The following is a 23,343-nucleotide window of genomic DNA, read 5'->3' on the forward strand; positions in this document are numbered from 1 at the left end:
GTCCTTATTCGATGCCCCAAATCACCGCTTCCGCGCATTCCAGGCTGTTGCCGGCCGGATCGCGAAAGTAGATGGAGCGGCCGCCACTCGGCCAGCGGAAATCGGATTCGATGGCAACGCCGGCGGCGGCAAGCCGTGCCAGCATCGCATCGAAATTTTCTCCCGAAAGCCGGAAGCAGGTATGGCCGTTGCCGGTCGTGCCGTGCGGCGGCACGGGAAGCGCGCCTTGCCCCGGCGGCTTGTTGGTCTCATTCGCGTTGAAGATCAACAGCACGCCCGTCCCGCAGCGGAAAAAGACGTGCCGGTTTGCGCCGCGACTGATCTTGGCAAGGCCGAGCACGTCTTCATAAAAGGTCTCCGCCGCGTCGAGATCATCAGCGTAAAGCGCGGTCTCGAGGACGCCTTCGATCGGACTGTTGGCAGCGGTCATCGACGGTCGCTCCTGTTCCAACCCTCAAGCCCACGGACTGCGCCCGAAGGCGCAGGTGCGCGCTTCGGCCACGAAAGCGGGCAGGGGAGCGCTACCGCCGACACCCCGCCTCAGCCGATCGTCTGCTTCTGCAGCGCGACGAGTTCGGCGATACCGCCTTTGGCAAGGTGCATCAGCGTCGTGAATTCCTCTTCGCTGAAGGGGGTGCCCTCCGCCGTGCCCTGGATTTCGACGATGCCGCCGGCACCCGTCATCACGAAGTTGGCGTCGGTTTCGGCCGAGGAATCTTCGATATAGTCGAGATCGATCACCGGCTGGCTTGCGAAGACGCCGCAGGAGATCGCGGCGACGTGGTCTTTCAGCACCCGCTCGACCTTCAGCATGCTGCGGCCTTCCATCCATTTCAGGCAGTCGTGGAGTGCAATCCACGCCCCGGTAATCGCGGCAGTGCGCGTACCGCCGTCCGCCTGGATGACGTCGCAGTCGACGGTGATCTGACGTTCGCCCAGCGCCTGCAGATCGACGACGGCGCGCAGCGACCGGCCGATCAGGCGCTGGATTTCCTGCGTGCGGCCGCCCTGCTTACCGGCGGCAGCCTCGCGCTTCATGCGCTCGCCGGTCGCGCGCGGCAGCATGCCGTACTCGGCGGTGACCCAGCCCTTGCCGCTGTTGCGCAGCCACGGCGGCGTCTTTTCTTCGAGGCTTGCGGTGCAAAGTACATGGGTATCGCCGAACTTGACCAGACAGGAACCTTCCGCATGCTTGGAAAAATTGCGCTCGAACGAGACCGCGCGCATCTGATCGGTTTTTCTGCCTGAAGGCCGCATTCCATTCTCCTAGTATTTTGGTTCACCGCTTCTACGATTGCCGCCCGGCTTTTGCAAAGGAAAAGCAGGTGCAATTCGGCCCGTGGAGCCTGCCTCGGCGAATTTCCCTTTTGCCATCGAAAGCGTAGTGGCTATATCTACCATTAGGATCAACAAATGGATTTGCGCGCGATATGGGGTTCCCGACTTCGACGGCTACCGACGCAGTTGTTGCGTTGGACGAACGGTCGAAAGAAATCTTCCGCCGTATAGTCGAGAGCTATCTCGAATATGGCGAGCCGCTCGGGTCGCGCAATCTTTCGCGGTTGCTGCCGGTATCGCTGTCGCCTGCTTCCGTGCGCAATGTCATGAGCGATCTGGAGCAGCTGGGGCTCATCTACTCCCCCCATATCAGCGCCGGCCGGCTGCCGACCCAGATAGGCCTGCGCTTCTTCGTCGACGCCTTCATGCAGGTCGGCGATCTCTCGGCCGAGGAGCGCGCCAGCATCGATCGGCAGGTGGGCGTCGGCAACCAGCCGATGGAATCGGTCATGACCGAGGCAAGCCGCATGCTGTCGGGCATGTCGCGCGGGGCGGGTCTGGTGCTGACGGCGAAAAGCGACCCGGTGCTGAAGCATGTCGAGTTCATTCGCCTGGAGCCGACCAAAGCGCTGGCCGTGCTCGTCGGCGAGCACGATCAGGTGGAAAATCGCGTCATCGAGCTACCGGCCGGCACCACCTCGGCGCAGCTGACGGAGGCGGCCAACTTCCTCAACGCCCATATGAGCGGCCAGACGCTTCCGGAACTTCGCCGGCAGCTGCAGACCCTGAAAAGCGAGGTCCGTCGGGAGTTGGATGTGTTGTCTGGCGATCTGGTCGAGCGCGGCATCGCCGTCTGGTCGGGCAGTGGCGACGACGGCAAGCCGACACAGCTGATCGTGCGCGGGCATGCCAATCTGCTGCAGGACGTTGGCGGTGCTGAGGACCTCGACCGGTTGCGGCTGCTTTTCGACGATCTCGAAAAGAAGGACAGCCTGATCGAGATCCTCAACCTGGCGGAAACCGGCTCGGGCGTGCGGATCTTTATCGGATCGGAAAACAAGCTTTTCTCGCTCTCCGGTTCATCGCTCATCGTGGCGCCCTATCGCGACAGCGATGATCGGATCGTCGGCGCCGTCGGTGTCATCGGGCCGACGCGGTTGAACTATGCGCGCATCGTGCCGATGGTCGATTATACGGCGCAGCTGATTTCGCGGCTGTCGCGCAGCGGTGGTTGACGCGGCGTCGCGACGGGAATCGTCGCATTGGGGTCGCGAAGCCTTGATTTTTTCCGGTCAAACCTCGATATCGGGCACATCCAAAGAGAAACTAGTGCGGAGACCGTTATGACGGACGAAACAACGAAGAACGGACCTGACGCAGAAACGCCGGACAATGCCGACGATTTCGCGCAAGTCGGCGAGGCACAGGCGCAAGCGCCTTCCGAGCCGGATCCGGTCGAATTGCTAAAGGCCGAAAATACCGAGCTGCGTGACCGGTATCTGAGGCTTGCCGCCGAAATGGACAATCTGCGCCGCCGCACCGAGCGCGACGTGAAGGACGCCAAGTCCTATTCCGTTGCCGGTTTCGCCCGCGACATGCTGGCGGTCTCCGACAATCTGCGCCGCGCGCTCGAAGCGGTGACGCCCGAGGCTCACGCAACCGCTGACGTCGGTCTGAAAACGCTGATCGAGGGCGTGGAATTGACGGAGCGTTCCATGCAGTCGGCGCTTGAGCGTCACGGCGTGCGCATGCTGGAGCCAGTCGGCCAGAAGTTCGATCCGCATTTCCACCAGGCAATGTTCGAAGTGCCGAACCCTGACGTGCCGAACAACACGGTCGTGCAGGTCGTCCAGGCCGGCTATACGATCGGTGAGCGCATGCTGCGGCCGGCAATGGTCGGCGTTGCCAAGGGCGGCCCGAAGACGGACACGTCCGATTCCGCCTCTGCGAGCGCACTGGACGAGCGCGACGCCTAATATATAGGCGTCGACGGCTCCGCCGATTTTCAGTCCAATCAACATCGCGCGTCCGCGGGGCGCGCGATGTCTCATTTCAGGGAATGAAGCGGGGAGTTTTAGGCAGCGTTGGACGCCTGTTCCTCGTGGAGGAAGGCGTAAATCGCAGAGGACGAGTCCGTCGCGCGAAGCTTGGCGACCAGGTCCTGGTCGCGCAGCACGCGGGCGATGCGGGACAGCGCCTTGAGGTGGTCCGCGCCGGCGCCCTCGGGGGCGAGCAGCAGGAAGACGAGATCGACCGGCTGGTCGTCCAGCGCCTCGAAGTCCACCGGCTGGTCCAGGCGCGCAAAAATCCCGATGATCGATTTGACGCTGTCGAGCTTGCCGTGCGGGATGGCGATGCCATTGCCGACGCCAGTCGAGCCCAAACGTTCACGCTGCAGGATGACGTCGAAGACTTCGCGCTCGGGCAGTCCGGTGAGTTTAGAGGCCTTGGCCGCCAGCTCCTGAAGCAGTTGTTTTTTGGAATTTACCCTCAAGGCCGGGATGATCGCATCTTGCTGCAGCAAATCTGCCAAAGCCATTCTCTTTTTCCTTCGTGTCGCCGAGATCCGTTGTGGGGAGCGGCGGTTGAACCCGCCGCTCGTCTTCTTTTCTCAGCCTTTGATATTGGCTGCGTCTATCCAGCCAATGTTACCGTCCTGTCGACGGTAAACGATGTTAAGTTGATCCTTGCCGGGGCTGCGGAATAGCAGCAACGGTTCGTCGGTCATGTCGAGCGCCATCACGGCGGTTGCGACCGACATGGTCTTCAGCTGTTTCGTGCTCTCGGCGACGATGGCCGGGGCGAAATCGTCGGCAACCTCGTCATCCTCGTCAGGAACGCCGTCCATGACCGTATAGGAGACTTCGGCGAAACCATTCGTGTGGTTTGTGGTCTGATGGTCCTTCAGCTTGCGTTTATAGCGGCGAAGCCTCTTTTCTATACGCTCCTGTGCGGCATCGAACGCCAATTGGGGATCCATGGCTTCTCCCGCGGCATGCAATACAACGCCGCTGTCGAGGTGAAGCTTGCAATCCGCGGCAAAGCGAGAACTCGATTTGTGGACAGTCACCTGCCCCGAATACCCACCGTCGAAATACTTCGTGACGGCTGTTCCGATCTGGTCCTCGATCCGCTGGCGGAAGGAATCGCCAATTTCCATATGTTTACCGGAGACACGCACACTCATGGAGTTTCCCTTCTTATAGTGGTTTGCGCGTATCAGTTTACGCCAAGCCTCAATCTCATCCAAGCACTTCACTTCAAGGAAGACAATTTGGGCATCGCCGGGCGTCTTCAGGATGATGGGGATAAGTCCAGGCGGTGATCACCTGCACCGATGCGGCGGGCTTCTACGCGCGGCGCTCCGGAAAGTCAATCGGCCTTTAACCGTTTGTAAATATATCTGCAGCTTTTGCGCGAGCGCGATTTGCTCAGAAGCCCGCGGCTTTTGCCAGCGCACGCTTCTCTCTGCGCCGCTGCACGGAGGATGGGATGTTCATCGCCTCACGGTACTTTGCAACCGTGCGTCGTGCAAGGTCGACGCCCGCCTTGCGGAGCATGTCGACGATATCGTCGTCGGAAAGCACCGCATCGGAGCTTTCCTGGGCAATCAGAGTTCGGATCTTGTGGCGCACGGCCTCGGCCGAATGATTGTCGCCGCCCTCCACCGTGCCGATGGAAACGGAGAAGAAATATTTCAGCTCGAAGAGGCCACGGGGCGTCAGCATGTATTTGTTCGTGGTGACGCGGCTAACCGTGGACTCGTGCATCTTGATGGCGTCGGCAACCGTCTTCAGGTTCAGCGGGCGCAGGTGGCCGACACCCGAAACCAGGAACGCATCCTGCTGGCGGACGATCTCGGTCGCTACCTTCATGATCGTCTTGGCACGCTGATCCAGGCTGCGGGTCAACCAGTTGGCATTCTGCAGACATTCCGCAAGGAATGCATGATCCTCGCCGGTCTTGGACACCGACGACATATAGGACTGGTTCACGAGCACGCGTGGCAACGTGTCGGGGTTGAGCTCGATCTGCCAGCCGCCGCCGGTCCCCTGCCTGACGACGATATCCGGCAGGACCGCTTCCGATACACCCGCGTCGAAGCTGCTGCCGGGCTTGGGATTTAGCTGGCGGATTTCCGCCAGCATGTCGATAAGATCCTCCTCATCGACGCCGCAGAGGCGTTTCAGCGTCGGGAAGTCGCGCCTCGCGAGCAGGTCGAGATGTGCGACAAGCCGCTCCATGGCTGGATCGAACCGGTCCTTCTGTTTCAGCTGGATCGCCAGACATTCGGCAAGGTTGCGCGCGAAGATGCCGGGCGGATCGAGCGTCTGCAGTGCGGCGAGGACGCGTTCGACCTCCGTAGCCGTCGTTCCGAGCAGCACCGCCACTTCGTCGATATCCGCCTGCAGATAACCCGCGTCGGTGAGTTGGTCGAGAAGATGTCCGGAAATCAGCCTGTCGCTTGGCGAAGCCACCGTGAACGGGATCTGGCTCTCGATATGATCGCGAAGCGAGATCCGGCTGGCCACGAAGTCGTCGAGGTCGTAGCCTTCCGCAGTCCCTTCCGAGCTGCCCGGCATCGATTTCCATTGGCTGAGGAGTTCAGGCGCGTCGAGACGTTGCGGTGGCCCGTCGTCGGGGAAGACGTTGCCGAAATTGCTGTCCAGTTCGTCATCCAGTCGACCCGTGCTGGCGGTGCTGCCGCTCTCGTACCAGTCGCTGGCCAGGTCGCCGGCCTGGTGCTCGCTGGCATTGTCGCCGTGCCCCTCCGTCACTTGCGAGAAGTGAGTTTCGTCCTCGACGCGGGAGATGGCGTCGCCGCCGGTTTCGCCGTCGCCGGAGGGCACCTCGAGGAGGGGGTTCTTTTCGACCTCCTGGGCAATGAATTGGCTAAGCTCGACATGCGTCATCTGCAGAAGCTGGATGGACTGCATGAGCTGCGGAGTCATCACCAGGCTCTGGTTTTGGCGCAGAAACAGGTTGGCCGACAGTGCCATGATGAAAGCAAGACTCCGCTTCTATTCCGCACGGATACCCAATTGAGGGCGTTGCATATCCACTTGGCCTGAAAATTGCTTCTTTTCGACTAGCCGGTCAAGCGCTAGTCGCGCGCGAGCGGAAGTTTCGCCGCGCGCGGTCTCAATATAATCAATTATAATTAATTCCGGGCGGAAAACCGGTGTGACACGTTGCCCTAGAGGCTGAAATTGTCGCCGAGATAGAGGCGGCGCACTTCCGGATTATTGACGATGTCGTTGGCGCGGCCGTGGGTCAGAACTTCGCCCGCGTGGATGATATAGGCGCGGTCGATCAGGCCGAGCGTTTCGCGGACGTTGTGGTCGGTGATCAGGACGCCGATGCCGCGTGCGGTCAGATGATGCACGAGGTTCTGGATGTCGGCGACAGAGATCGGGTCGACGCCGGCAAAGGGCTCGTCGAGCAGCATGAAGGTCGGATCCGTCGCAAGGGCGCGCGCGATCTCGAGACGTCGCCGCTCGCCGCCGGAAAGCGCCACCGCCGGCATGGTGCGCAGATTGCGGATATGGAATTCTTCGAGAAGCTCGTCGATCTTCTGCTCGCGCTTGTCCTTGTTCTTCTCATGGACTTCCAGCACGGCGCGGATGTTCTCCTCCACCGTCAGGCCGCGAAAAATCGAGGCTTCCTGGGGCAGGTAGCCGACGCCAAGCCGCGCACGCCGATACATGGGCATGGTGGTGACTTCATTGCCGTCGATCTCGATCGTGCCTTCGTCGACAGGGACGAGACCGGTGATCATGTAGAAACAGGTGGTCTTGCCGGCGCCGTTCGGCCCGAGCAGCCCCACGGCTTCGCCGCGCCGCACGACCAGCGAGACGCCGTTGACGACGCGCCGGTTGCGGTAGGTCTTGGTCAGGCCGCGGGCGATCAAGGTACCCTGGTAACGGGATTTGTCGCTCGCCTGCATGTCCGCAGACGAAGCAGGCGATTCGGACCTGCCGAACATGGTCGATAACGAAAGCATTTTCACGAGTGAGCCGGGATCAATTATTTTTCTGCTGCGACGGCTGCTGCGACTTGGGGTCCAGCTGGATCTGGACGCGGCCGCCACAGCTGTCCAACCGCGCCTCGCCGGTGTTCATATGCACCGTTAGCTGGCAGCCGGTGAAGACGTTCGGCCCGTCGGTCAGAACCACCTTGTCGCCTTTCAGGATCGCCAGCTGGTTTGCCATGTCGAACGATCCGCTCTCGGCGGTCGCCGTCTGGGTTCCCGACGTAAGGTAGACCTTGTCGGAGACAAGGATATGGTCGATATCGGCGTCGCCGGTCACGAGCGAACCGCTCTTGTCCGCTGCGGGCTTCTGCGCATCGGCCTTGGCGTTCGCATCGGGCTTGGCGTTCGCGTCGCCTGCGGCGTCGCCCTGCTTCTTTTTGTAGAAGACGGTCATCGTGCCGGCTTCCATCGTCGTTGTTCCCTGCACGACCTTCACCTTGCCGGTGAAGACGGCGGTGCTTTCCTGGTCGTGAATTTCAAGCTTGTCGCTCTCGATCTGGATCGGCTGGTCCTTGGAGAGCTTCAGACCCGGCATCTGGCTGGTCGTCGACTGCTGAGCGCCAACTGCCGAGGCGGCAAGAAGGGCGAGCGTGCCTAGGATGCCGGCGAACGCCGTCTTGCGAAGGCCCGAAAGGGGAGCTGTTATGCGACGATCTTTTGTCATGGGGCGTCCGGCTGTTAGCTGCCTGAGTTGTGGATTGCCGACGGGTCGATGTGCATCCGAACCTGCCCGTCGAATTCGATTACACTGCCCTTATCGGTCATCTTTAGCGACTGCGCAACAACCGAGGCGGCACCCTTTTGGATGGCGACCGGTTGATTGGTGATCAGCTTGCCCGCCTTGATGTCCAGGTAGGCGCCCTGGAATTCGGCATGCACGCCGTTATCCATGGTAATCGTAAACGGTTCGTGCATGCTGAGCGTGTCCGCCGAACGGTCGAAGTCGGCGCTCTGTGCCAGAACATGCGCGATCACATCGCTGTTGACCGGCATGGCCGCCTTGATGCTTTTGAGCGTGATGAGGTTCGGGTTGCGGATGTCCTGGAGAGCCTTCTCCGCCACCATGGAATAATTGATGCCGTCGGAATTGCGTCCGGCGATCGCCGGCCGCGCCATGACGATCTTGCCGTCTTCGATTTTCGCGCCCTCGATCTTGATGGATTCCGGCAGATAAGCGCGGATCACGGAGACGGCTATGAAAATCAACGAAATGATGACCGCCGCCACGGGGAGCAAGATCTTCAGGCGTTTTACGCGCACCGAATGGAATAGCGCAGCTGAATAGGCGCTCTTCTCGGCAACGGCGTTTCGCGCCTGCCCGGCTGTCTCAAACGTATTGAGCATTAAATGGACCTGTCTCTATCGATCGGACGAAGCGCCCGGCATCGTGCTCGCCGAAGCTTACCCACTCGTTATGCATTCATGCATCGGCTTGCCAATATGGCGTTTTTTCTGCCACAAACAACGTCGGCGGAAAAAATCCTGATACGCAGCATTTCATCTGAAGGGGTTGACCTACCCGATGGAGCGGCGGATTGGAAGCCCGAATGTCCACGTTGGGACATGGAAGGGAAATAAGGTGTCATGGACAGTTCTGCAATCGCTGATCGACGACAACTTCGCCGCAAGCTCGGTTTTTGGCGTCTTGCGGCCGTTTTGTTGCTAATAGGCTTGGGTTTTGCGCTCTATAGCGCCATCAGCAGTGACTTCGGCACCGCCGCCCGCGGCCCGCAGGTCGCGCGCGTAACGATTTCCGGGCTTATTCAGGACGACAGCGAGCTTCTGGAGCGGTTGAAGACGATCAAGGACGATAAGCGGGTGCGGGCGCTGATCGTATCGATCTCGTCGACCGGCGGCACGACCTACGGCGGCGAGCGCATTTTCAAGGCAATCCGCGAAGTGGCCGCGCAGAAGCCCGTGGTTTCCGATATTCGCACCGTGGCGGCCTCCGCCGGCTACATGATCGCGCTTGCCGGCGACGATATCGTGGCGGGGGATACGTCGATCACGGGTTCGATCGGCGTTCTCTTCCAGTACCCGCAGGCCAAGGAGCTGCTCGACAAGCTGGGCGTCTCGCTCGAAGAAATAAAATCCGCTCCGCTCAAGGCCGAGCCGTCGCCTTTCCATCCGCCGAGCGAGGAAGCCAAGGCGATGATCCACAGCATGGTCATGGACAGCTACGACTGGTTCGTGGACCTTGTCGCCGACCGCCGCAAACTGTCGCGCGAAGACGCGCTGAAGCTGGCAGACGGCAGCATTTTCACCGGTCGCCAGGCGCTCAAGGCCAAGCTTATCGACACGCTCGGCGGCGAGGAGGCGATCCGAGCGTATCTGGCGACCCGCAGCGTCGATCGCGACCTGCAAATCGTCGACTGGCAGGCTTCGCGCGGCAGGCTTTCCTTCCTGACCTCCGAGTCAGCTTCCCGGTTGATAAATCTCTTCGGTTATGATGATTTCATGAAGGGGCAGGACCTTCAGAAGCTGATGACCGAGAAGTTGTTTCTTGACGGCCTGCTTTCTCTTTGGCAGGGTGTCGGCCACTGATAAATCAATAGTTTAAGGGGGAGACAGTGATCAAGTCGGAATTGGTGCAGATTGTTGCGGCGCGAAACCCGCATCTCTATCACCGCGACGTCGAAAATATCGTCAACGCCGTCCTCGACGAGATCACCGACGCCCTGGCTGCCGGCAATCGCGTTGAACTGCGCGGCTTCGGCGCCTTCTCAGTCAAGAATCGCCCGTCGCGCTCGGGCCGCAACCCGCGCACCGGCGATACCGTCTTCGTCGAAGAGAAGTGGGTGCCGTTTTTCAAGACCGGCAAAGAGCTGCGCGAGCGGCTGAACCCTGATGGGGCGGACGAAGAAGATTGATTGAAAGGCGGTCGCTCCGCCTGCCTTTCGAGCGTGGCCGCGCGGCAATAGAGCTTCGCGGCCCAATTTCGATAATACCGGCTAACCGCCTCAAAGCGCCGCGCGCAGCTTCGGGCGACCGACGGGAGAATTCGTATTGACGAAGAAGATTCTCAATCTGCTGATACTGCTTCCCCTCGGCATCGTGCTCATCGTCTTCTGCGTCGCCAACCGCCAGATCGTGACGATGGCGTTCAATCCCTTTCGCCCGGAAGACGAGGTGATGGCGCTGAACGCACCGCTGTTCGTCTTTCTCTTTGTGGCGCTGATCGTCGGGATGGTCATCGGCTCGCTCGTCACCTGGCTTGCGCAGGGCCGCCATCGCCGCCGGGCGCGGCGTGAGGCGCGCGAAGCGGTCCGTTGGCAAACCGCAGCCGAGAGCCATCGCAATCGCGCCGAGCAGATTGCCTCTCATTTGCCGGCGAAGTGATGCCCGAGGAAATTTTAGGAACAGCGTGGCGCGGCTTTCCGTCCGCAATTGCGTTCAAGCCAAACAACTAGCCTCGTGGTGGCAGCTGCATGTCGTTGTAGCTGCCTTCCGCGGACCATCCGCTGCCGACGATTTCAAAGCCGTGCTTCAAATAGAAGCCGCGTGCCCGATGGTTGTGTACCAGACATTTCAGTCGGTAGCGCCGCGTCGGCCATTCGGGGAGGGCTTTCAGCAAGGCGCTTCCCGCGCCGCTGCCCTGAAGGGCGGGGCGCACGTAGAGCATGTGGATGAAATTCTGCGGCGGCCAGAGCGCGAGAAACCCGGCGATTTCAGCGTCCCGGTTCTCGCAGACGAAGAGCTCCTCGCCGCGCGACTGGGTCGCGAAATCCTCTCGCCGGAACTGGCCGGGCTCGACCCAGGTAAAGGTCGCCCGTCTAACCGTGAGATAAATATCGGCCAGTTGCGCCCCGTCGGCGCCCGCAGCGGCCCTGATTGTCCAAGTGTCGCTCGCCAAGCTCATACGCTAGAATAATAAGCTCCCTCGAGATTAATCAAGGGAGGGCGCCACACCCGGCAACAGCCCCGCTTCATCGGGCGCGATCTTTCCGCCGCTCACCGCCGCATTGAAATCGCCGAAGAACTTCCCTGCCAGCTTGGCGGCGCTCGACCCGATGATGCGCGAGCCCATCTGCGCAAGTTTGCCACCGATCTCAGCGCCGGCTTTATATTGCAGAACCGTCTCCAACCCTTGGTCGACAAGAACGACGTCGGCGGCACCCTTGGCAAAGCCCGCGAATCCGCCCTTGCCTTCGGCCGAAATCGTGTAGCTCCGCTTCGCCTCGACGTTGGATAGTCTGATGTCCACATGGAACGAGGCCGAGATCGGGCCGATCTTGACCTTGATGAGCGCGGCGAGTTCACTCTCGGAAACCCAGGTGAGGCTCTCGCAGCGGGGAATGCATGATTTGAGGATGTCGACGTCGTTGAGCGCTGCCCAAACCGTGTCCCTTGGCGCTGTGATACGCTCCTCGCCGGTCATGTCCATGCGCGATCCTTTCGTTCCGCGCGCCTTCCCCGGACATCCGGGTCGGAAAGCGCTTTGCCAAGGGCTGAGCAGATGCTATTTGCTCAGCCCTCTATTCACACTCGAGACGAGCATGGTCAAACAAAAGGAGCGCCGGGCCGGGCAAAAGGCCATGCCACGGCCGGGCACGAAGCCCAAGTCTTCAGAAACGGACAAGAAAAGCGGCAGGGCGGCGCCGGGAATTCCGGCACATCGTTCCGCGCCGCCCGCCTTGCATGTCGACCGTCCCCCTAAGGAACCGCGCGCGGCTGCGCCGAGCGGTCCGGAACGGGCGCTGAGCGCGCGCGTCGGCGAGCGACCCGCCGAGCGCGTGCCTGTTATCCTCGAATCCCTAGGCGCCGGCGATTTTCACCTGATCGACAGCGGCGACGGCCAGAAGCTCGAGCAATACGGTCCTTACCGCATCGTTCGCCCCGAAGGGCAGGCGCTGTGGCGGCCTTCGCTTGCGCCTCATGTCTGGGAAAAGGTCGATGCCGCCTTCACCGGGGATATGGACGAGGAAGGCACCGGCCGCTGGCGCTTCCCGAAGGAAGCGCTCGGCGAGACCTGGCCACTGCATCTTCTCGGCGTCGATTTTCTTGGTCGCTTCACTTCTTTCCGGCATGTCGGCGTCTTTCCCGAGCAGATCGTGCATTGGGCCTGGATGAAGGAACGGGTCGAGACCGCCGGCCGGCCGCTCAAGGTGCTCAATCTCTTCGGTTATACGGGCGTGGCCTCGCTGGTTGCCGCGGCAGCCGGCGCCGAGGTTACCCACGTCGACGCCTCCAAAAAGGCGATCGGCTGGGCCCGTGAGAACCAGGCGCTGGGGCACATGGAAAAGCTGCCGATCCGCTGGATCTGCGAGGATGCGATGAAGTTCATCCTGCGCGAGGAGCGGCGTGGCAGCCAGTACGACATCATCCTCACCGATCCGCCGAAATTCGGCCGCGGCCCGAATGGCGAAGTCTGGCATCTGTTCGAACACCTGCCGCTGATGCTCGATATCTGCCGCAACATCCTGTCGCCGAAGGCGCTGGGACTGGTGCTTACCGCCTATTCCATCCGCGCAAGCTTCTATTCGATCCATGAATTGATGCGCGAGACGATGCGCGGCGCGGGCGGCGTCGTCGAGTCAGGCGAACTCGTGATCCGCGAAGCCGGCATCGACGGCAAGACGCAGGGGCGGGCGCTTTCCACATCTCTCTTCAGCCGTTGGGTGCCGCAATGAGCCATGAATTTCGCGACCGGGGACCGCGCGACGGAAGCGGACCGCACAAGGTCGGACAGGTCAAGGAGGTCACCTCGCTTGCCAATCCGATCGTCAAGGACATCAAGGCGCTGACGCAGAAGAAGTCGCGCGAAGAGACCGGCGCATTCATGGCCGAAGGCCTGAAACTCGTCATCGACGCGCTGGAACTCGGCTGGACCATTCGAACGCTCGTCTACGCGAAAGCCGCGAAGGGCAAGCCGCTCGTCGATCAAGTGGCGGCAAAAACGGTTGCCGCCGGCGGTCTGGTGCTTGAGGTCAACGAGAAGGTCATCGCCTCGATCACACGTCGGGACAATCCGCAGATGGTCGTCGGCATCTTCGATCAGCGCTGGAAGTCGCTCAAGGACATCCGGCCGATCGAAGGCGAGACCTGGGTAGCGCTCGACCGCGTCCGCGATCCGGGCAATCTCGGTACCGTCATCCGCACGGCCGATGCCGCCGGCGCCTCGGGCGTCATTCTCATCGGCGAGACCACCGATCCGTTTTCGCTGGAGACGGTGCGTGCGACCATGGGCTCCGTCTTCGCGGTGCCGGTCGCAAGGGCAACGCCGGAAGAGTTCTTAGGCTGGGTGAAAAAGGCGGGCGTGTCGCTCGTCGCCACGCATCTGGCCGGCGCCGTCGACTATAGGACGATCGACTACCGCAGGAAGCCGGTGGTTCTGCTCATGGGCAACGAACAGTCCGGCCTGCCGGACCAGCTGGCAAAAGAGGCCGACGCGCTCGCTCGCATCCCGCAGGAGGGACGCGCCGACAGCCTCAATCTGGCGGTCGCCACCGCCGTCATGCTCTTTGAAGTGCGCCGCCACCTCTTGACGCTAAGCGAGGCGCGATGACGACCTCGCCCCCTCAAACGGAGATGCCGATGACGGAGCGCAAGCCCGCCAAGCCCGCCTTGTTCTCGCGGCCTATGCCCATTCTTATCTTTATCGTGCTCGCCGTCTTGATCGATCAGGCAGTCAAATTCGCCGTCGAGCGCTATCTGCCGCTGGAAGAGGATGTCGCGGTGCTGCCGGTGCTGGCGCTGCACCGCATCTACAATCTCGGCGTCGCCTTCTCGATGTTCTCAGGCATGAGCGGCTGGTTCATCGTCGGCATGCGCCTCGTCATCGTCGGTTTCGTGCTATGGTTGTGGCGGCGCACTGCCAAGGATCGGTGGCTTGCGCACCTCGGTTTCGCGCTTATCATTGCCGGCGCGCTCGGCAACCTCGTCGACCGCTTTCTCTATGGTCACGTCATCGACTTCATCCGCGTCCACACCGAAACCTGGTCGTTCGCGGTCTTCAATCTCGCCGACAGTTTCATCACGATGGGAGCGGCGGCGGTGATCCTCGACGAACTCATGCTGCCCAAAAAAGCCGACCGCTAAAATCCTAGCGAATTGGGGAAACTATCGGGAAGGTTGTCCATGCTAGGTAGTTGGCATGAGCAATCCGGCGAACTCGCACAAGCGCATCCCCGTCTCTTTCGGCGCGACCGATGCCGCCTCCGAGGAGATGCTGCCGGTTGATCCGCCGCTTGCATCGGGTTGCCAGGACCGGAAAATCTCCGATCGTGCCCTGCCTTCCGCCGATCCGGTAGAGGCCTACCCACTCGACGCTCTCGGCAGCTTCTGGCTTGGCGGCGGTGGCCTGCTTGCCGGTTCGCTGCTGCCGTTCGCGGCCTATGGCGGCGGCGTCTTCGCCGTGGCCGGGGTTACCGCTGCCATTGCCGCGATCCTGCTGGCGATCGCGCTCTACTGGCGTCCTTTCCGCCCGAGTACCTCGCCGGAGGTACCGGCGACAGGCCGCAGCGAGCGGCAGCGTGACCCGCTGTGGGAAAGCGGCAAGCATGCCAGCCTGCTGGCAACCATCCACGACGCACTCGGTGACATCACGATCGCCCGTACGCTCGACCGGCGCATCGTCCGGGCCAACGCGACCTACTGCCGCCTGACCGGCACGCCGAACCCCGAAGGCATGACTTGCGAAGAGACCGGGCTTGTTTTCCGGCCGCTCGACGAACCGCAGCGCTTCGATGTCGAGATAATGACCCCCGAAGGGCGGCGGACCTTCCTGTGGCACGACGTGATCATCCGAGACGCGGCCCTCGGCGAGCTTACCGTGCAGAGCATTGCTCGCGATGTCACGGAGGAGAGGCTTGCCGCGCGCGCTCGCGACGAGGCGCTACTGAAGGCGGAGTACAACAACGCCGCCAAGTCACGTTTGCTTGCGACCGTCAGTCACGAAATCCGCACGCCCCTTTCGGGCATTCTCGGCATGAGCCATCTGCTTGGTCAGACCAAGCTGAACCCGGAGCAGGCAAACTATCTGACCGGAATGCGGCAGTCCGGCAATGCGCTCTTGCAGTTGATCGAGGACCTGCTCGACTTCTCGACCATTGAGGTCGGCCGCTTCGAGCTCAGGCCGCGCACCGAATCGCTGCGCCAGCTTATCGAGAGCGTGGTGGAGATGCTGGCGCACCGCGCCCACGAAAAAGGGATCGAAATCGGTGCCACGGTGTCCTCGGATATTCCGGAGCTGATGAGCTTCGATCCGGCGCGCCTGCGGCAGGTGCTGTTCAACGTCATCGGCAATGCCGTCAAATTCACGCAGGCGGGCGGGGTCCTTATTCGGGCGACGCTGGAGGGCGAAGACCTCGTCATCGCCATCCGCGACAGCGGTCACGGCATGACGCGGGAGGAGCAAGCCCGGATCTTTGGCGAATTCGAGCAGGCGGGCAGCCTTGCCGAAAAGAGCGCCGGCACCGGACTTGGCCTGACCATCTCCGCGCGCATCATGCAAAAGTTCGGCGGTTCGCTGAACCTTGTCAGCAGCAAGGGTGAAGGCACCGAATTCACGATCCGTTTTCCCGCCGGCCTGGCAAGCGATTATATCCACGAGCGCAATGCCCGCGCTGCTCTTTTGAAGGAAAGTCGCGTGCTGCTTCTGGCGCCCGACGGCGCGGCAAGTACCGCGATCGCCAGCACCATTCGCACGCTCGGCGGCGCTTGCCTGCGGCTCGAACCTGAAAATGCCGAGGGGCTGACGGTGGACACCGTTCGTTGCGGCACGCTGGCCCCGACCGACGTCATCATCGACCACCGCGTGGCGCCGCAATTCTTCCGGGACTTCTCAGACAGGCTGTCGATCGTCGCGCCGAGCCTGCGCCGGATCTTTCTTGTCAACCCCGAGGAGCGCAGCAGCAGGCCACTCGATCTTTTCGACGCGTGGCTGATCCGCCCGCTCCGCGAGCAGTCCCTGATCGACGTACTGCGTGGGAGCCTCGTTCGCGGCGGTGATCCGAGGGACGTGGCGACCAACGACAATGCACCGTTCCTGGTTCTCGACGGCGCCGAAGCACCAGACGGCGGGTTGTCGATCGTGTTGGCGGAGGATGACCCGGTCAACGCAATGCTGATACAGGCGGTATTGACCAAGGCGGGTCACGCAGTCGAGCATGTCGTCGATTTCCCAAGCTTGTTTCATCGCCTCTGGAGCAGCGCCGCTTCCCGGCCCGACCTCGTCGTCACGGACCTTTCCATGGCAGGTCACGAGGGGTTCGACGTGCTGGACCGTATCCGCGCGCACGAGCGCTCGGAGAACCTCGGGTCGATGCCGATTATCGTGCTCACAGCCGACAACCGCGAGGAGAGCCGGCGTCGGGCACTCCGCTGCGGTGCCGATCTCGTGCTCGCCAAGCCGGCCGATCCTGAACGGCTGATTGCCGACATCGCGGCTCTGGCGCACCGTGATCCCAGACGCACCGAAGGTAGGTGACGCGCAATCGCAAGCTGCTTTCGCAACGCTCGGTTCTTGCTTTTCGCCATGCGCGATGTCACTTTCCTGTCGCACAGATTTGTTTAATGGCGCTAGACCGGCCCGCAAAGGGGGAAGCGCCATGTCCATCGAAATCATGAATCGCGAAGATCACGGCGCAAACATAAAGACGCCTTCACGGGGCGCACCGGCAGCTTCGGTCGATGTGCTTGGACGCATCGGCAACCTTGAGACGCGCCTTGCGCGCAACGCTGCCGAGATCGACGCCGCACAGGCCGTGCGCTACCGCGTATTCGTGGAAGAGATGAACGCCCAGCTGCCCGCCGACGCGATGCGCAGGCGTCGCGACGTGGACCACTTCGACGCGATATGCGACCACCTCCTCGTGCTCGATCGTTCGATCGAAGGTGACACGTGCGAGCAGATCGTCGGCACCTATCGGCTGCTTCGCCAGGACGTCGCGATGGCCAATGGCGGCTTCTACTCTGCTTCGGAATTCGCGATCGACGGCTTGCTCGCCCGCCATCCCGACGAGCAGTTCATGGAACTCGGGCGATCCTGCGTCCTGCCCGACTACCGTACAAAGCGAACGGTCGAACTGCTCTGGCAGGGAAATTGGGCCTATGCTCTGAAACACGGCATGGGCGCCATGATCGGCTGCGCTTCCTTCCCAGGCGTTCACCCGGAACAGCACGCGCTCGCTCTCTCCTTCCTCTATCACCAAGTCGGCGCCAAGGATGAGTGGGCGGTCGACGCCCTGCCGCACCTGGCCCGCAATATCGATCTGATGCCGATGGAAGCGGTGAACGGCAGGAAGGCGCTGATGGCCCTGCCGCCGCTGATCAAGGGTTACATGCGTCTCGGCGCCATGGTGAGCACGAGCGCCGTCGTCGACACCGCCTTCAACACGACGGACGTGCTGATCGTCCTGCCGATCGCCAGCATTTCCGACCGCTACGTCAACTACTACGGCGCGGATGCCGGCCGGTTCTCGAGCTAATTGCTACGGCTGAGGGGCCGGACCCCCTACTTCCTCGAAGACCTTACCCTTCTCGGCATGCGCCAAGAGAAGGGCAAGGTCATTTGGCGCCTCAGGTTCCCGCGCCATAGGCGGCGATTGCCGCCATGTTGACGATGTCGCTGTCCTTTGCCCCCATCGACGTGATCTGCACCGGCTTGTTGAGGCCGACGAGCAGCGGGCCGATGACTGTCGAGCCGCCGAGTTCCTGCAGCATCTTCGTGGAGATCGAGGCCGAGTGGAAGGCCGGCATGACGAGCACGTTGGCCGGCCCGGAAAGACGGCAGAACGGATATTGCTGCTCCATCACCTTCCAATTGAGCGCGACGTCGGCGGCCATTTCGCCGTCATACTCGAAGTCCACCCGGCGACTGTCGAGGATGGCAACGGCCTCGCGCACGCGCTCCGAGCGCTCACCGGAAGGATGTCCGAAGGTGGAATAGGCAAGCAGGGCCACGCGCGGATGATAGCCCATGCGACGGGCAAGACCGGCCGATTCCATTGCGATGTCGGCCAGTTCCTCGGCCGTTGGCATGTCATGCACGGCGGTATCGGCCACGAAAACCGTTCGGCCGCGGCAGAGCGCCAGCGACACGCCGACGACGCGGTGACCCGGCCGGGCATCGATGCAGCGGCGCACGTCGGCGAGCGCCGTCGAGTAGTTTCTCGTCGTGCCCGTCACCATGCCGTCGGCATCGCCGAGCGCCACCATGCAGGCTGCGAAATGGTTGCGGTCGGTATGGATCAGGCGCTGCACGTCGCGGTGCAGATAGCCGTGCCGCTGCAGGCGGGCATAGAGATAGTCGATATAGGCTTCGACGCGCGTGGAAATACGGGCATTGACGATTTCGAGCCCTGGGCGGTTGAGATCGATGCCCGCACGTTCGGCCGTCTGCTGGATGAGATCCTCGCGGCCGAGCAGGATGGCGGTGCCGAGTTCCTGGTTGGCATAGGAAAGCGCCGCGCGCATGACCTGCTCTTCCTCGGCCTCGGCAAAGACGATCCGCTTCGGCAGGCGCCGCACGCGCTCGTAGAGCTGCGCCAGCGTCGAAGCGATCGGGTCGCGTCGTGCGGAGAGTTCGCGCTTGTAGACGGTGAGATCGGAGATGGCCTTGCGTGCCACGCCCGTTTCCATCGCCGCTTCCGCAACCGCGACCGGGATCGCGGAAATCAGGCGCGGATCGAAGGGAACGGGGATGATGTATTGCGGCCCGAAGCGCGGACGGGCCCCTTGATAGGCGGCGACCACGTCATCAGGCACGTCTTCGCGGGCAAGGCTCGCCAGCGCACGAACGGCAGCGATCTTCATCGCATCGTTGATGGTCGAAGCGCGCACATCGAGCGCCCCGCGAAAAATATAGGGAAAGCCGAGGACGTTGTTGACCTGGTTCGGATAGTCCGAGCGTCCCGTCGCCATGATGGCGTCGTCGCGGATCTGGGCGACTTCTTCCGGCGTGATTTCCGGGTCCGGATTGGCCATGGCGAAGATGATCGGCCGCTCCGCCATCGAGCGGATCATCTCCGCGCTGAAGGCGCCCTTCTGGGACAGGCCGAACACCACATCCGCGTCCTTCATCGCCTCTTCAAGCGTGCGCAGCTCGGTCTTCGCGGCGTGCGCGGACTTCCACTGGTTCATGCCCTCGGTGCGGCCCTGGTAGATGACGCCCTTGGTGTCGCAAAGGATGATGTTGTGCGGGTTGAAACCCATCGCCTTGATGAGCTCGACGCAGGCGATGGCCGCCGCGCCGGCGCCGTTGCAGACGAGCCGGGTATTCTGAAGGTCGCGCCCCGTCAGTTCGAGGGCATTGATCAGGCCGGCCGCGGCGATGATCGCCGTGCCATGCTGGTCGTCGTGAAAGACGGGGATGTCCATCAGCTCGCGCAGCCGCTGCTCGATGACGAAACAGTCGGGTGCCTTGATGTCCTCGAGGTTGATGCCTCCAAAGGAGGGGCCGAGAAAACGGACGCAGTTGACGAATTCGTCGACGTTTTCGGTGTCGACCTCGAGGTCGATGGAATCCACGTCGGCGAAGCGCTTGAAGAGAACGGCTTTGCCCTCCATGACAGGCTTGGAGGCAAGCGCCCCCAGATTGCCAAGCCCGAGGATCGCCGTGCCGTTCGAGATGACGGCGACCATATTGCCGCGGGCTGTGTAGTCGTAGGCGGTGCCCGGATCGGCGGCGATCGCCTTGACCGGAACCGCGACCCCCGGCGAATAGGCGAGCGACAGATCGCGCTGCGTTGCCATCGGCTTGGTCGGGTTGATCTCCAGCTTGCCCGGGCGGCCCATCGAGTGGAAGTCGAGCGCTTCCTGCTCGGTAATCCCCGTCATCGACCGGCCCTTATCGTTCTTTTCCGCCATTTTCCCTCCAAGCTCCTGTGGGTGACCCCGCCGTCACCCGCCCCGGCTGTTGTTTGTATAGCCGTGCATCGATAGGGTTGGCACGTCTTTTTTGGGGAAAGACGTGCTCTACAACCAACGAATTGCTGCCCGCATGGATTCATACTTGACCGTCGATCTGAGTTCCGAAGAGAGCCGCGCATCGGCGACGCCGATGATGGAGCAGTATATCGAGATCAAGGCGAACAACCCCGGCTCGCTGCTGTTCTATCGCATGGGCGATTTTTACGAGCTGTTCTTCGAGGACGCCGCGGAGGCATCGCGAGCGCTCGGCATCACGCTGACAAAGCGCGGCCAGCATATGGGCCATGATATCCCGATGTGCGGCGTGCCGGTACACGCGGCCGACGACTATCTGCAAAAGCTGATCGCGCTCGGGTTCAGGGTGGCGGTCTGCGAGCAGGTGGAGGACCCGGCCGAGGCTCGCAAGCGCGGTGCGAAGTCGGTCGTCAGGCGCGACGTCGTCCGTCTCGTGACGCCAGGAACTATCACCGAGGAAAAGCTGCTCTCGCCGGCGGAATCCAACTACCTGATGGCGCTTGCGCGAATTCGCGGTGGTGCGGAGCCTGCGCATGCGCTTGCCTGGATCGATATTTCCACGGGCGTTTTCCGGCTTGCCGAGACGGACGCCTCTCGGCTGCTTGCCGACATCCTGCGCATCGAGCCGCGCGAGCTGATCGTGCCCGACACGATCTTTCACGACGCCGAGTTGAAGCCGGTCTTCGACGTGCTCGGCCGTGTCGCCGTGCCACAGCCGGCGGTCCTCTTCGACAGCGCCAGCGCCGAAGGGCGCATCGTACGTTACTTCGGCGTGGCGACGCTCGATGGTTTCGGCGACTTTTCGCGCGCGGAGCTTGCGGCCGCGGCCGCGGCGATCGCCTATGTCGAGAAGACCCAGATCGCCGAGCGTCCGCCGCTCGGCCGGCCGGAGCGCGAGAGCGGCGCCTCCACGCTTTTCATCGATCCGGCGACGCGCGCCAACCTCGAACTGGTGCGCACGCTTGCCGGCGACCGTAACGGCACGCTGTTGAAGGCGATCGACCGCACCGTCACGGGCGGTGGCGCGCGTCTCCTCGCCGAAAGGTTGATGTCGCCGCTCACCGATCCTGTCCGCGTGAACGAACGGCTAGATTCGATCGAGGTGCTGCTTGACGAAGCGTCGCTGCGCTCCGAATTGCGCGAGGCGCTGAAGCAGGTGCCGGACATGCCGCGGGCGCTGTCGCGGCTGGCGCTCGATCGCGGCGGTCCGCGCGATCTTTCAGCGATCCGGCAGGGTCTTGCGGCGGCATCCGCGATTGCCCGGCAGCTCGCCGGCACGCGTTTGTCTGAAGAGTTGCAGGCGGCCCTTGCCGGGTTGGAGGCACTGCCGGCTGGTTTGGAAGCGATGCTTTCCGGTATGCTGGCCGACGAACTGCCGCTGCTCAAGCGCGACGGCGGTTTTCTGCGCGGCGGCGCCGATGGCGAACTCGACGAAGTTAGAGCGCTCCGCGATCAGTCGCGACGGGTGATTGCCGGCCTGCAGCTGCAATATGCCGACGAAACCGCGATCAAGTCGCTAAAGATCAAGCACAACAACGTACTTGGCTACTTCATCGAGGTCACGGCCGGCAATGCCGGCTCGATGACCGATACGGCCGAGGCGAAGGCGCGCTTCATTCATCGCCAGACCATGGCGAACGCGATGCGGTTCACCACGACTGAACTTGCCGATCTCGAAAGCCGCATCGCCAATGCCGCCGACCGGGCGCTCAGCATCGAGCTTGCGGCTTTCGAGCGGATGGTGGGCTCCGTCGTTGCCGAAGCCGAAGCGATCAAGGCCGGCGCGCGGGCGCTTGCGGTGATCGACGTCGCGGCAGCGCTGGCGCTGCTTGCCGATGAGCAGGCCTATTGCCGGCCGCTCGTCGACGACGGCAAGATGTTCGCGATTACGGGTGGACGCCACCCGGTGGTCGAGCAGGCGCTGCGGCGTCAGGCCGGCGGCCCCTTTGTCGCCAACGACTGCGACCTGTCTCCGGTGGCCGGCGGCCGCGACGGCGCGATCTGGCTGCTCACCGGCCCCAACATGGGCGGTAAATCGACCTTCCTGCGCCAGAACGCGCTGATAGCAATCCTTGCGCAGATGGGTTCCTTCGTGCCCGCCGCGTCAGCTCACATCGGCGTCGTCGACCGGCTGTTTTCGCGCGTCGGCGCCTCCGACGATCTGGCGCGCGGCCGCTCGACCTTCATGGTCGAGATGGTCGAAACGGCGGCAATCCTCAACCAGGCCACCGACCGCTCGCTGGTCATCCTCGACGAGATCGGGCGTGGGACCGCGACCTTCGATGGCTTGTCGATCGCCTGGGCGGCCGTCGAGCACCTTCACGAGGGCAATCGCTGCCGTGGCCTGTTCGCAACCCACTTCCACGAACTGACCGTGCTTTCGGAAAAGCTGGGGCGTCTTTCGAATGCGACGATGCGCGTCAAGGAGTGGGACGGCGACGTCATCTTCCTGCATGAAGTGGGGCCGGGCGCGGCGGATCGTTCCTACGGCATTCAGGTCGCGCGGCTTGCGGGCCTGCCTGCCTCGGTGGTCGCGCGGGCCCGCGAAGTGCTGACGCGGCTCGAAGACGCCGACCGCAAGAACCCGGCAAGCCAGCTGATCGACGATCTGCCGCTGTTCCAGGTGGCGGTCCGGCGTGAGGAGACAAGCGGCAGGCGCGGGCCTTCGAAGGTCGAGGAAGCGCTGAAGGCGCTCGATCTCGACGATCTGACGCCGCGCGCAGCGCTCGACGCGCTTTACGAACTGAAGAAAACGCTGAAGCAGAACGGCTGAGGCCGGTCGGAGACAACGACGATGTTCATGGAAAGCCTGGTTGCCGAAGTCGACACGCTGGCACGCCGCTTCACCTCCGTCGATGCGCTCAAGCGCGCCGACGAGGATGGAGAACCGGTTGCCTGGTATTCCCCGCGCGGTATGCTCGACTTCGTCATGGTCTGCGACAGGATTTCCGACATCAGCACGCGGATCGCCAAGGCCGGCTATTGGGAGTGCGACAAGGATCTGCTGAATGAAATCGGCGCGCAGTCGCGCCAAATTTTGTACAGCGTCAGCAATCTGAGGCGACCGTTCGACGACACGCAGCCTTGAAACGGCCGATTTCTGCCGTGACAGCGTGGCGCCGGGCGCGGCGATGGACGCCGCCTTT

At 62.5% G+C, this 23,343-nt stretch carries 23 protein-coding genes; 12 read left to right on the forward strand and 11 right to left on the reverse strand.

Translation table 11 applies throughout. From position 1 onward, the window contains the following. Positions 1-4 precede the first annotated feature (4 nt). The gene (locus AB4048_RS13010; RefSeq protein ID WP_442202383.1) at positions 5-430 is read right to left on the reverse strand and encodes a VOC family protein; all 426 of its coding nucleotides are present in this window, start codon (positions 428-430) and stop codon (positions 5-7) included. Positions 431-540: 110 nt separating this feature from the next. Then, the gene (gene rph / locus AB4048_RS13015; RefSeq protein ID WP_442202384.1) at positions 541-1,257 is read right to left on the reverse strand and encodes a ribonuclease PH; all 717 of its coding nucleotides are present in this window, start codon (positions 1,255-1,257) and stop codon (positions 541-543) included. Between the two features lie 173 nt (positions 1,258-1,430). Between rph and hrcA the strand changes: the two genes are divergently transcribed. Continuing rightward, a complete protein-coding gene (hrcA, locus tag AB4048_RS13020; protein ID WP_442202385.1) occupies positions 1,431-2,513 on the forward strand; it encodes a heat-inducible transcriptional repressor HrcA in 1,083 nt (360 codons plus the stop codon). Between the two features lie 108 nt (positions 2,514-2,621). Further along, on the forward strand, positions 2,622-3,254 hold the full coding sequence (gene grpE / locus AB4048_RS13025) for a nucleotide exchange factor GrpE (RefSeq protein ID WP_442202386.1): 633 nt from the start codon (positions 2,622-2,624) through the stop codon (positions 3,252-3,254). 98 nt (positions 3,255-3,352) lie between these two features. On the opposite strand, the gene ptsN is transcribed toward grpE, so the two are convergent. From ptsN to AB4048_RS13055, 6 genes are all read right to left on the reverse strand, one after another. Then, complete coding sequence (ptsN, locus tag AB4048_RS13030) at positions 3,353-3,817, reverse strand: PTS IIA-like nitrogen regulatory protein PtsN (RefSeq protein WP_442202387.1); 465 nt, start codon at positions 3,815-3,817, stop codon at positions 3,353-3,355. A gap of 72 nt (positions 3,818-3,889) precedes the next feature. Then, a complete protein-coding gene (gene hpf / locus AB4048_RS13035; RefSeq protein ID WP_442202388.1) occupies positions 3,890-4,465 on the reverse strand; it encodes a ribosome hibernation-promoting factor, HPF/YfiA family in 576 nt (191 codons plus the stop codon). Between the two features lie 244 nt (positions 4,466-4,709). Further along, positions 4,710-6,278, reverse strand: coding sequence for an RNA polymerase factor sigma-54 (gene rpoN / locus AB4048_RS13040; protein WP_442202389.1), 1,569 nt, complete (start codon positions 6,276-6,278; stop codon positions 4,710-4,712). Positions 6,279-6,475: 197 nt separating this feature from the next. Continuing rightward, positions 6,476-7,264, reverse strand: a complete 789-nt coding sequence (gene lptB, locus AB4048_RS13045; protein WP_442202390.1) for an LPS export ABC transporter ATP-binding protein — start codon at positions 7,262-7,264, stop codon at positions 6,476-6,478. 37 nt (positions 7,265-7,301) lie between these two features. Then, entirely contained in the window at positions 7,302-7,976 is a 675-nt protein-coding gene (locus AB4048_RS13050) for an LptA/OstA family protein (RefSeq protein ID WP_442202391.1), read from the reverse strand. A gap of 14 nt (positions 7,977-7,990) precedes the next feature. Next, positions 7,991-8,656, reverse strand: coding sequence for an LPS export ABC transporter periplasmic protein LptC (locus tag AB4048_RS13055; RefSeq protein ID WP_442202392.1), 666 nt, complete (start codon positions 8,654-8,656; stop codon positions 7,991-7,993). A gap of 240 nt (positions 8,657-8,896) precedes the next feature. Here AB4048_RS13055 and sppA point away from each other — a divergent pair, with 240 nt between their 5' ends. The 3 genes from sppA (at position 8,897) to AB4048_RS13070 (ending at position 10,651) form a co-directional block, all read left to right on the forward strand. Then, positions 8,897-9,856 carry a signal peptide peptidase SppA gene (sppA, locus tag AB4048_RS13060; RefSeq protein WP_442202393.1) on the forward strand — a complete coding sequence of 320 codons (960 nt, stop codon included), beginning with the start codon at positions 8,897-8,899 and terminating at the stop codon, positions 9,854-9,856. Positions 9,857-9,882: 26 nt separating this feature from the next. After that, on the forward strand, positions 9,883-10,182 hold the full coding sequence (locus AB4048_RS13065) for an integration host factor subunit beta (RefSeq protein ID WP_132957948.1): 300 nt from the start codon (positions 9,883-9,885) through the stop codon (positions 10,180-10,182). 136 nt (positions 10,183-10,318) lie between these two features. Then, positions 10,319-10,651, forward strand: a complete 333-nt coding sequence (locus AB4048_RS13070; RefSeq protein WP_442202394.1) for a lipopolysaccharide assembly protein LapA domain-containing protein — start codon at positions 10,319-10,321, stop codon at positions 10,649-10,651. 67 nt (positions 10,652-10,718) lie between these two features. Here AB4048_RS13070 and AB4048_RS13075 read toward each other — a convergent pair whose 3' ends face one another. Further along, positions 10,719-11,165, reverse strand: a complete 447-nt coding sequence (locus AB4048_RS13075; protein WP_442202395.1) for a GNAT family N-acetyltransferase — start codon at positions 11,163-11,165, stop codon at positions 10,719-10,721. A gap of 33 nt (positions 11,166-11,198) precedes the next feature. Further along, positions 11,199-11,696, reverse strand: coding sequence for a CoxG family protein (locus tag AB4048_RS13080; protein WP_442202396.1), 498 nt, complete (start codon positions 11,694-11,696; stop codon positions 11,199-11,201). 112 nt (positions 11,697-11,808) lie between these two features. On the opposite strand from AB4048_RS13080, the gene AB4048_RS13085 reads away from it, so the two are divergent. The 5 genes from AB4048_RS13085 (at position 11,809) to AB4048_RS13105 (ending at position 17,739) form a co-directional block, all read left to right on the forward strand. After that, positions 11,809-12,942: a class I SAM-dependent methyltransferase gene (locus tag AB4048_RS13085; protein ID WP_442202397.1), complete on the forward strand. Its 1,134-nt coding sequence runs from the start codon at positions 11,809-11,811 to the stop codon at positions 12,940-12,942. Beyond that, the gene (locus AB4048_RS13090) at positions 12,939-13,817 is read left to right on the forward strand and encodes a TrmH family RNA methyltransferase (protein WP_442202398.1); all 879 of its coding nucleotides are present in this window, start codon (positions 12,939-12,941) and stop codon (positions 13,815-13,817) included. Before AB4048_RS13085 ends, AB4048_RS13090 begins: the two co-directional genes overlap by 4 nt. Before the next feature lie 29 nt (positions 13,818-13,846). Then, positions 13,847-14,350, forward strand: coding sequence for a signal peptidase II (gene lspA / locus AB4048_RS13095; protein WP_442202399.1), 504 nt, complete (start codon positions 13,847-13,849; stop codon positions 14,348-14,350). Positions 14,351-14,405: 55 nt separating this feature from the next. After that, entirely contained in the window at positions 14,406-16,739 is a 2,334-nt protein-coding gene (locus AB4048_RS13100) for an ATP-binding response regulator (protein ID WP_442202400.1), read from the forward strand. A gap of 121 nt (positions 16,740-16,860) precedes the next feature. Further along, a complete protein-coding gene (locus AB4048_RS13105; RefSeq protein ID WP_442202401.1) occupies positions 16,861-17,739 on the forward strand; it encodes a GNAT family N-acetyltransferase in 879 nt (292 codons plus the stop codon). Between the two features lie 91 nt (positions 17,740-17,830). Here AB4048_RS13105 and AB4048_RS13110 read toward each other — a convergent pair whose 3' ends face one another. Beyond that, a complete protein-coding gene (locus AB4048_RS13110; RefSeq protein WP_442202402.1) occupies positions 17,831-20,119 on the reverse strand; it encodes an NADP-dependent malic enzyme in 2,289 nt (762 codons plus the stop codon). A 133-nt stretch (positions 20,120-20,252) separates the two neighbouring features. Here AB4048_RS13110 and mutS point away from each other — a divergent pair, with 133 nt between their 5' ends. Further along, entirely contained in the window at positions 20,253-22,970 is a 2,718-nt protein-coding gene (gene mutS / locus AB4048_RS13115) for a DNA mismatch repair protein MutS (RefSeq protein WP_442202403.1), read from the forward strand. A gap of 21 nt (positions 22,971-22,991) precedes the next feature. Beyond that, on the forward strand, positions 22,992-23,285 hold the full coding sequence (locus tag AB4048_RS13120) for a hypothetical protein (protein ID WP_442202404.1): 294 nt from the start codon (positions 22,992-22,994) through the stop codon (positions 23,283-23,285). Positions 23,286-23,343 lie beyond the last annotated feature (58 nt).

The organism is Rhizobium sp. RAF56 (genome assembly GCF_052113965.1).
Classification (GTDB): Bacteria; Pseudomonadota; Alphaproteobacteria; order Rhizobiales; family Rhizobiaceae; genus Rhizobium.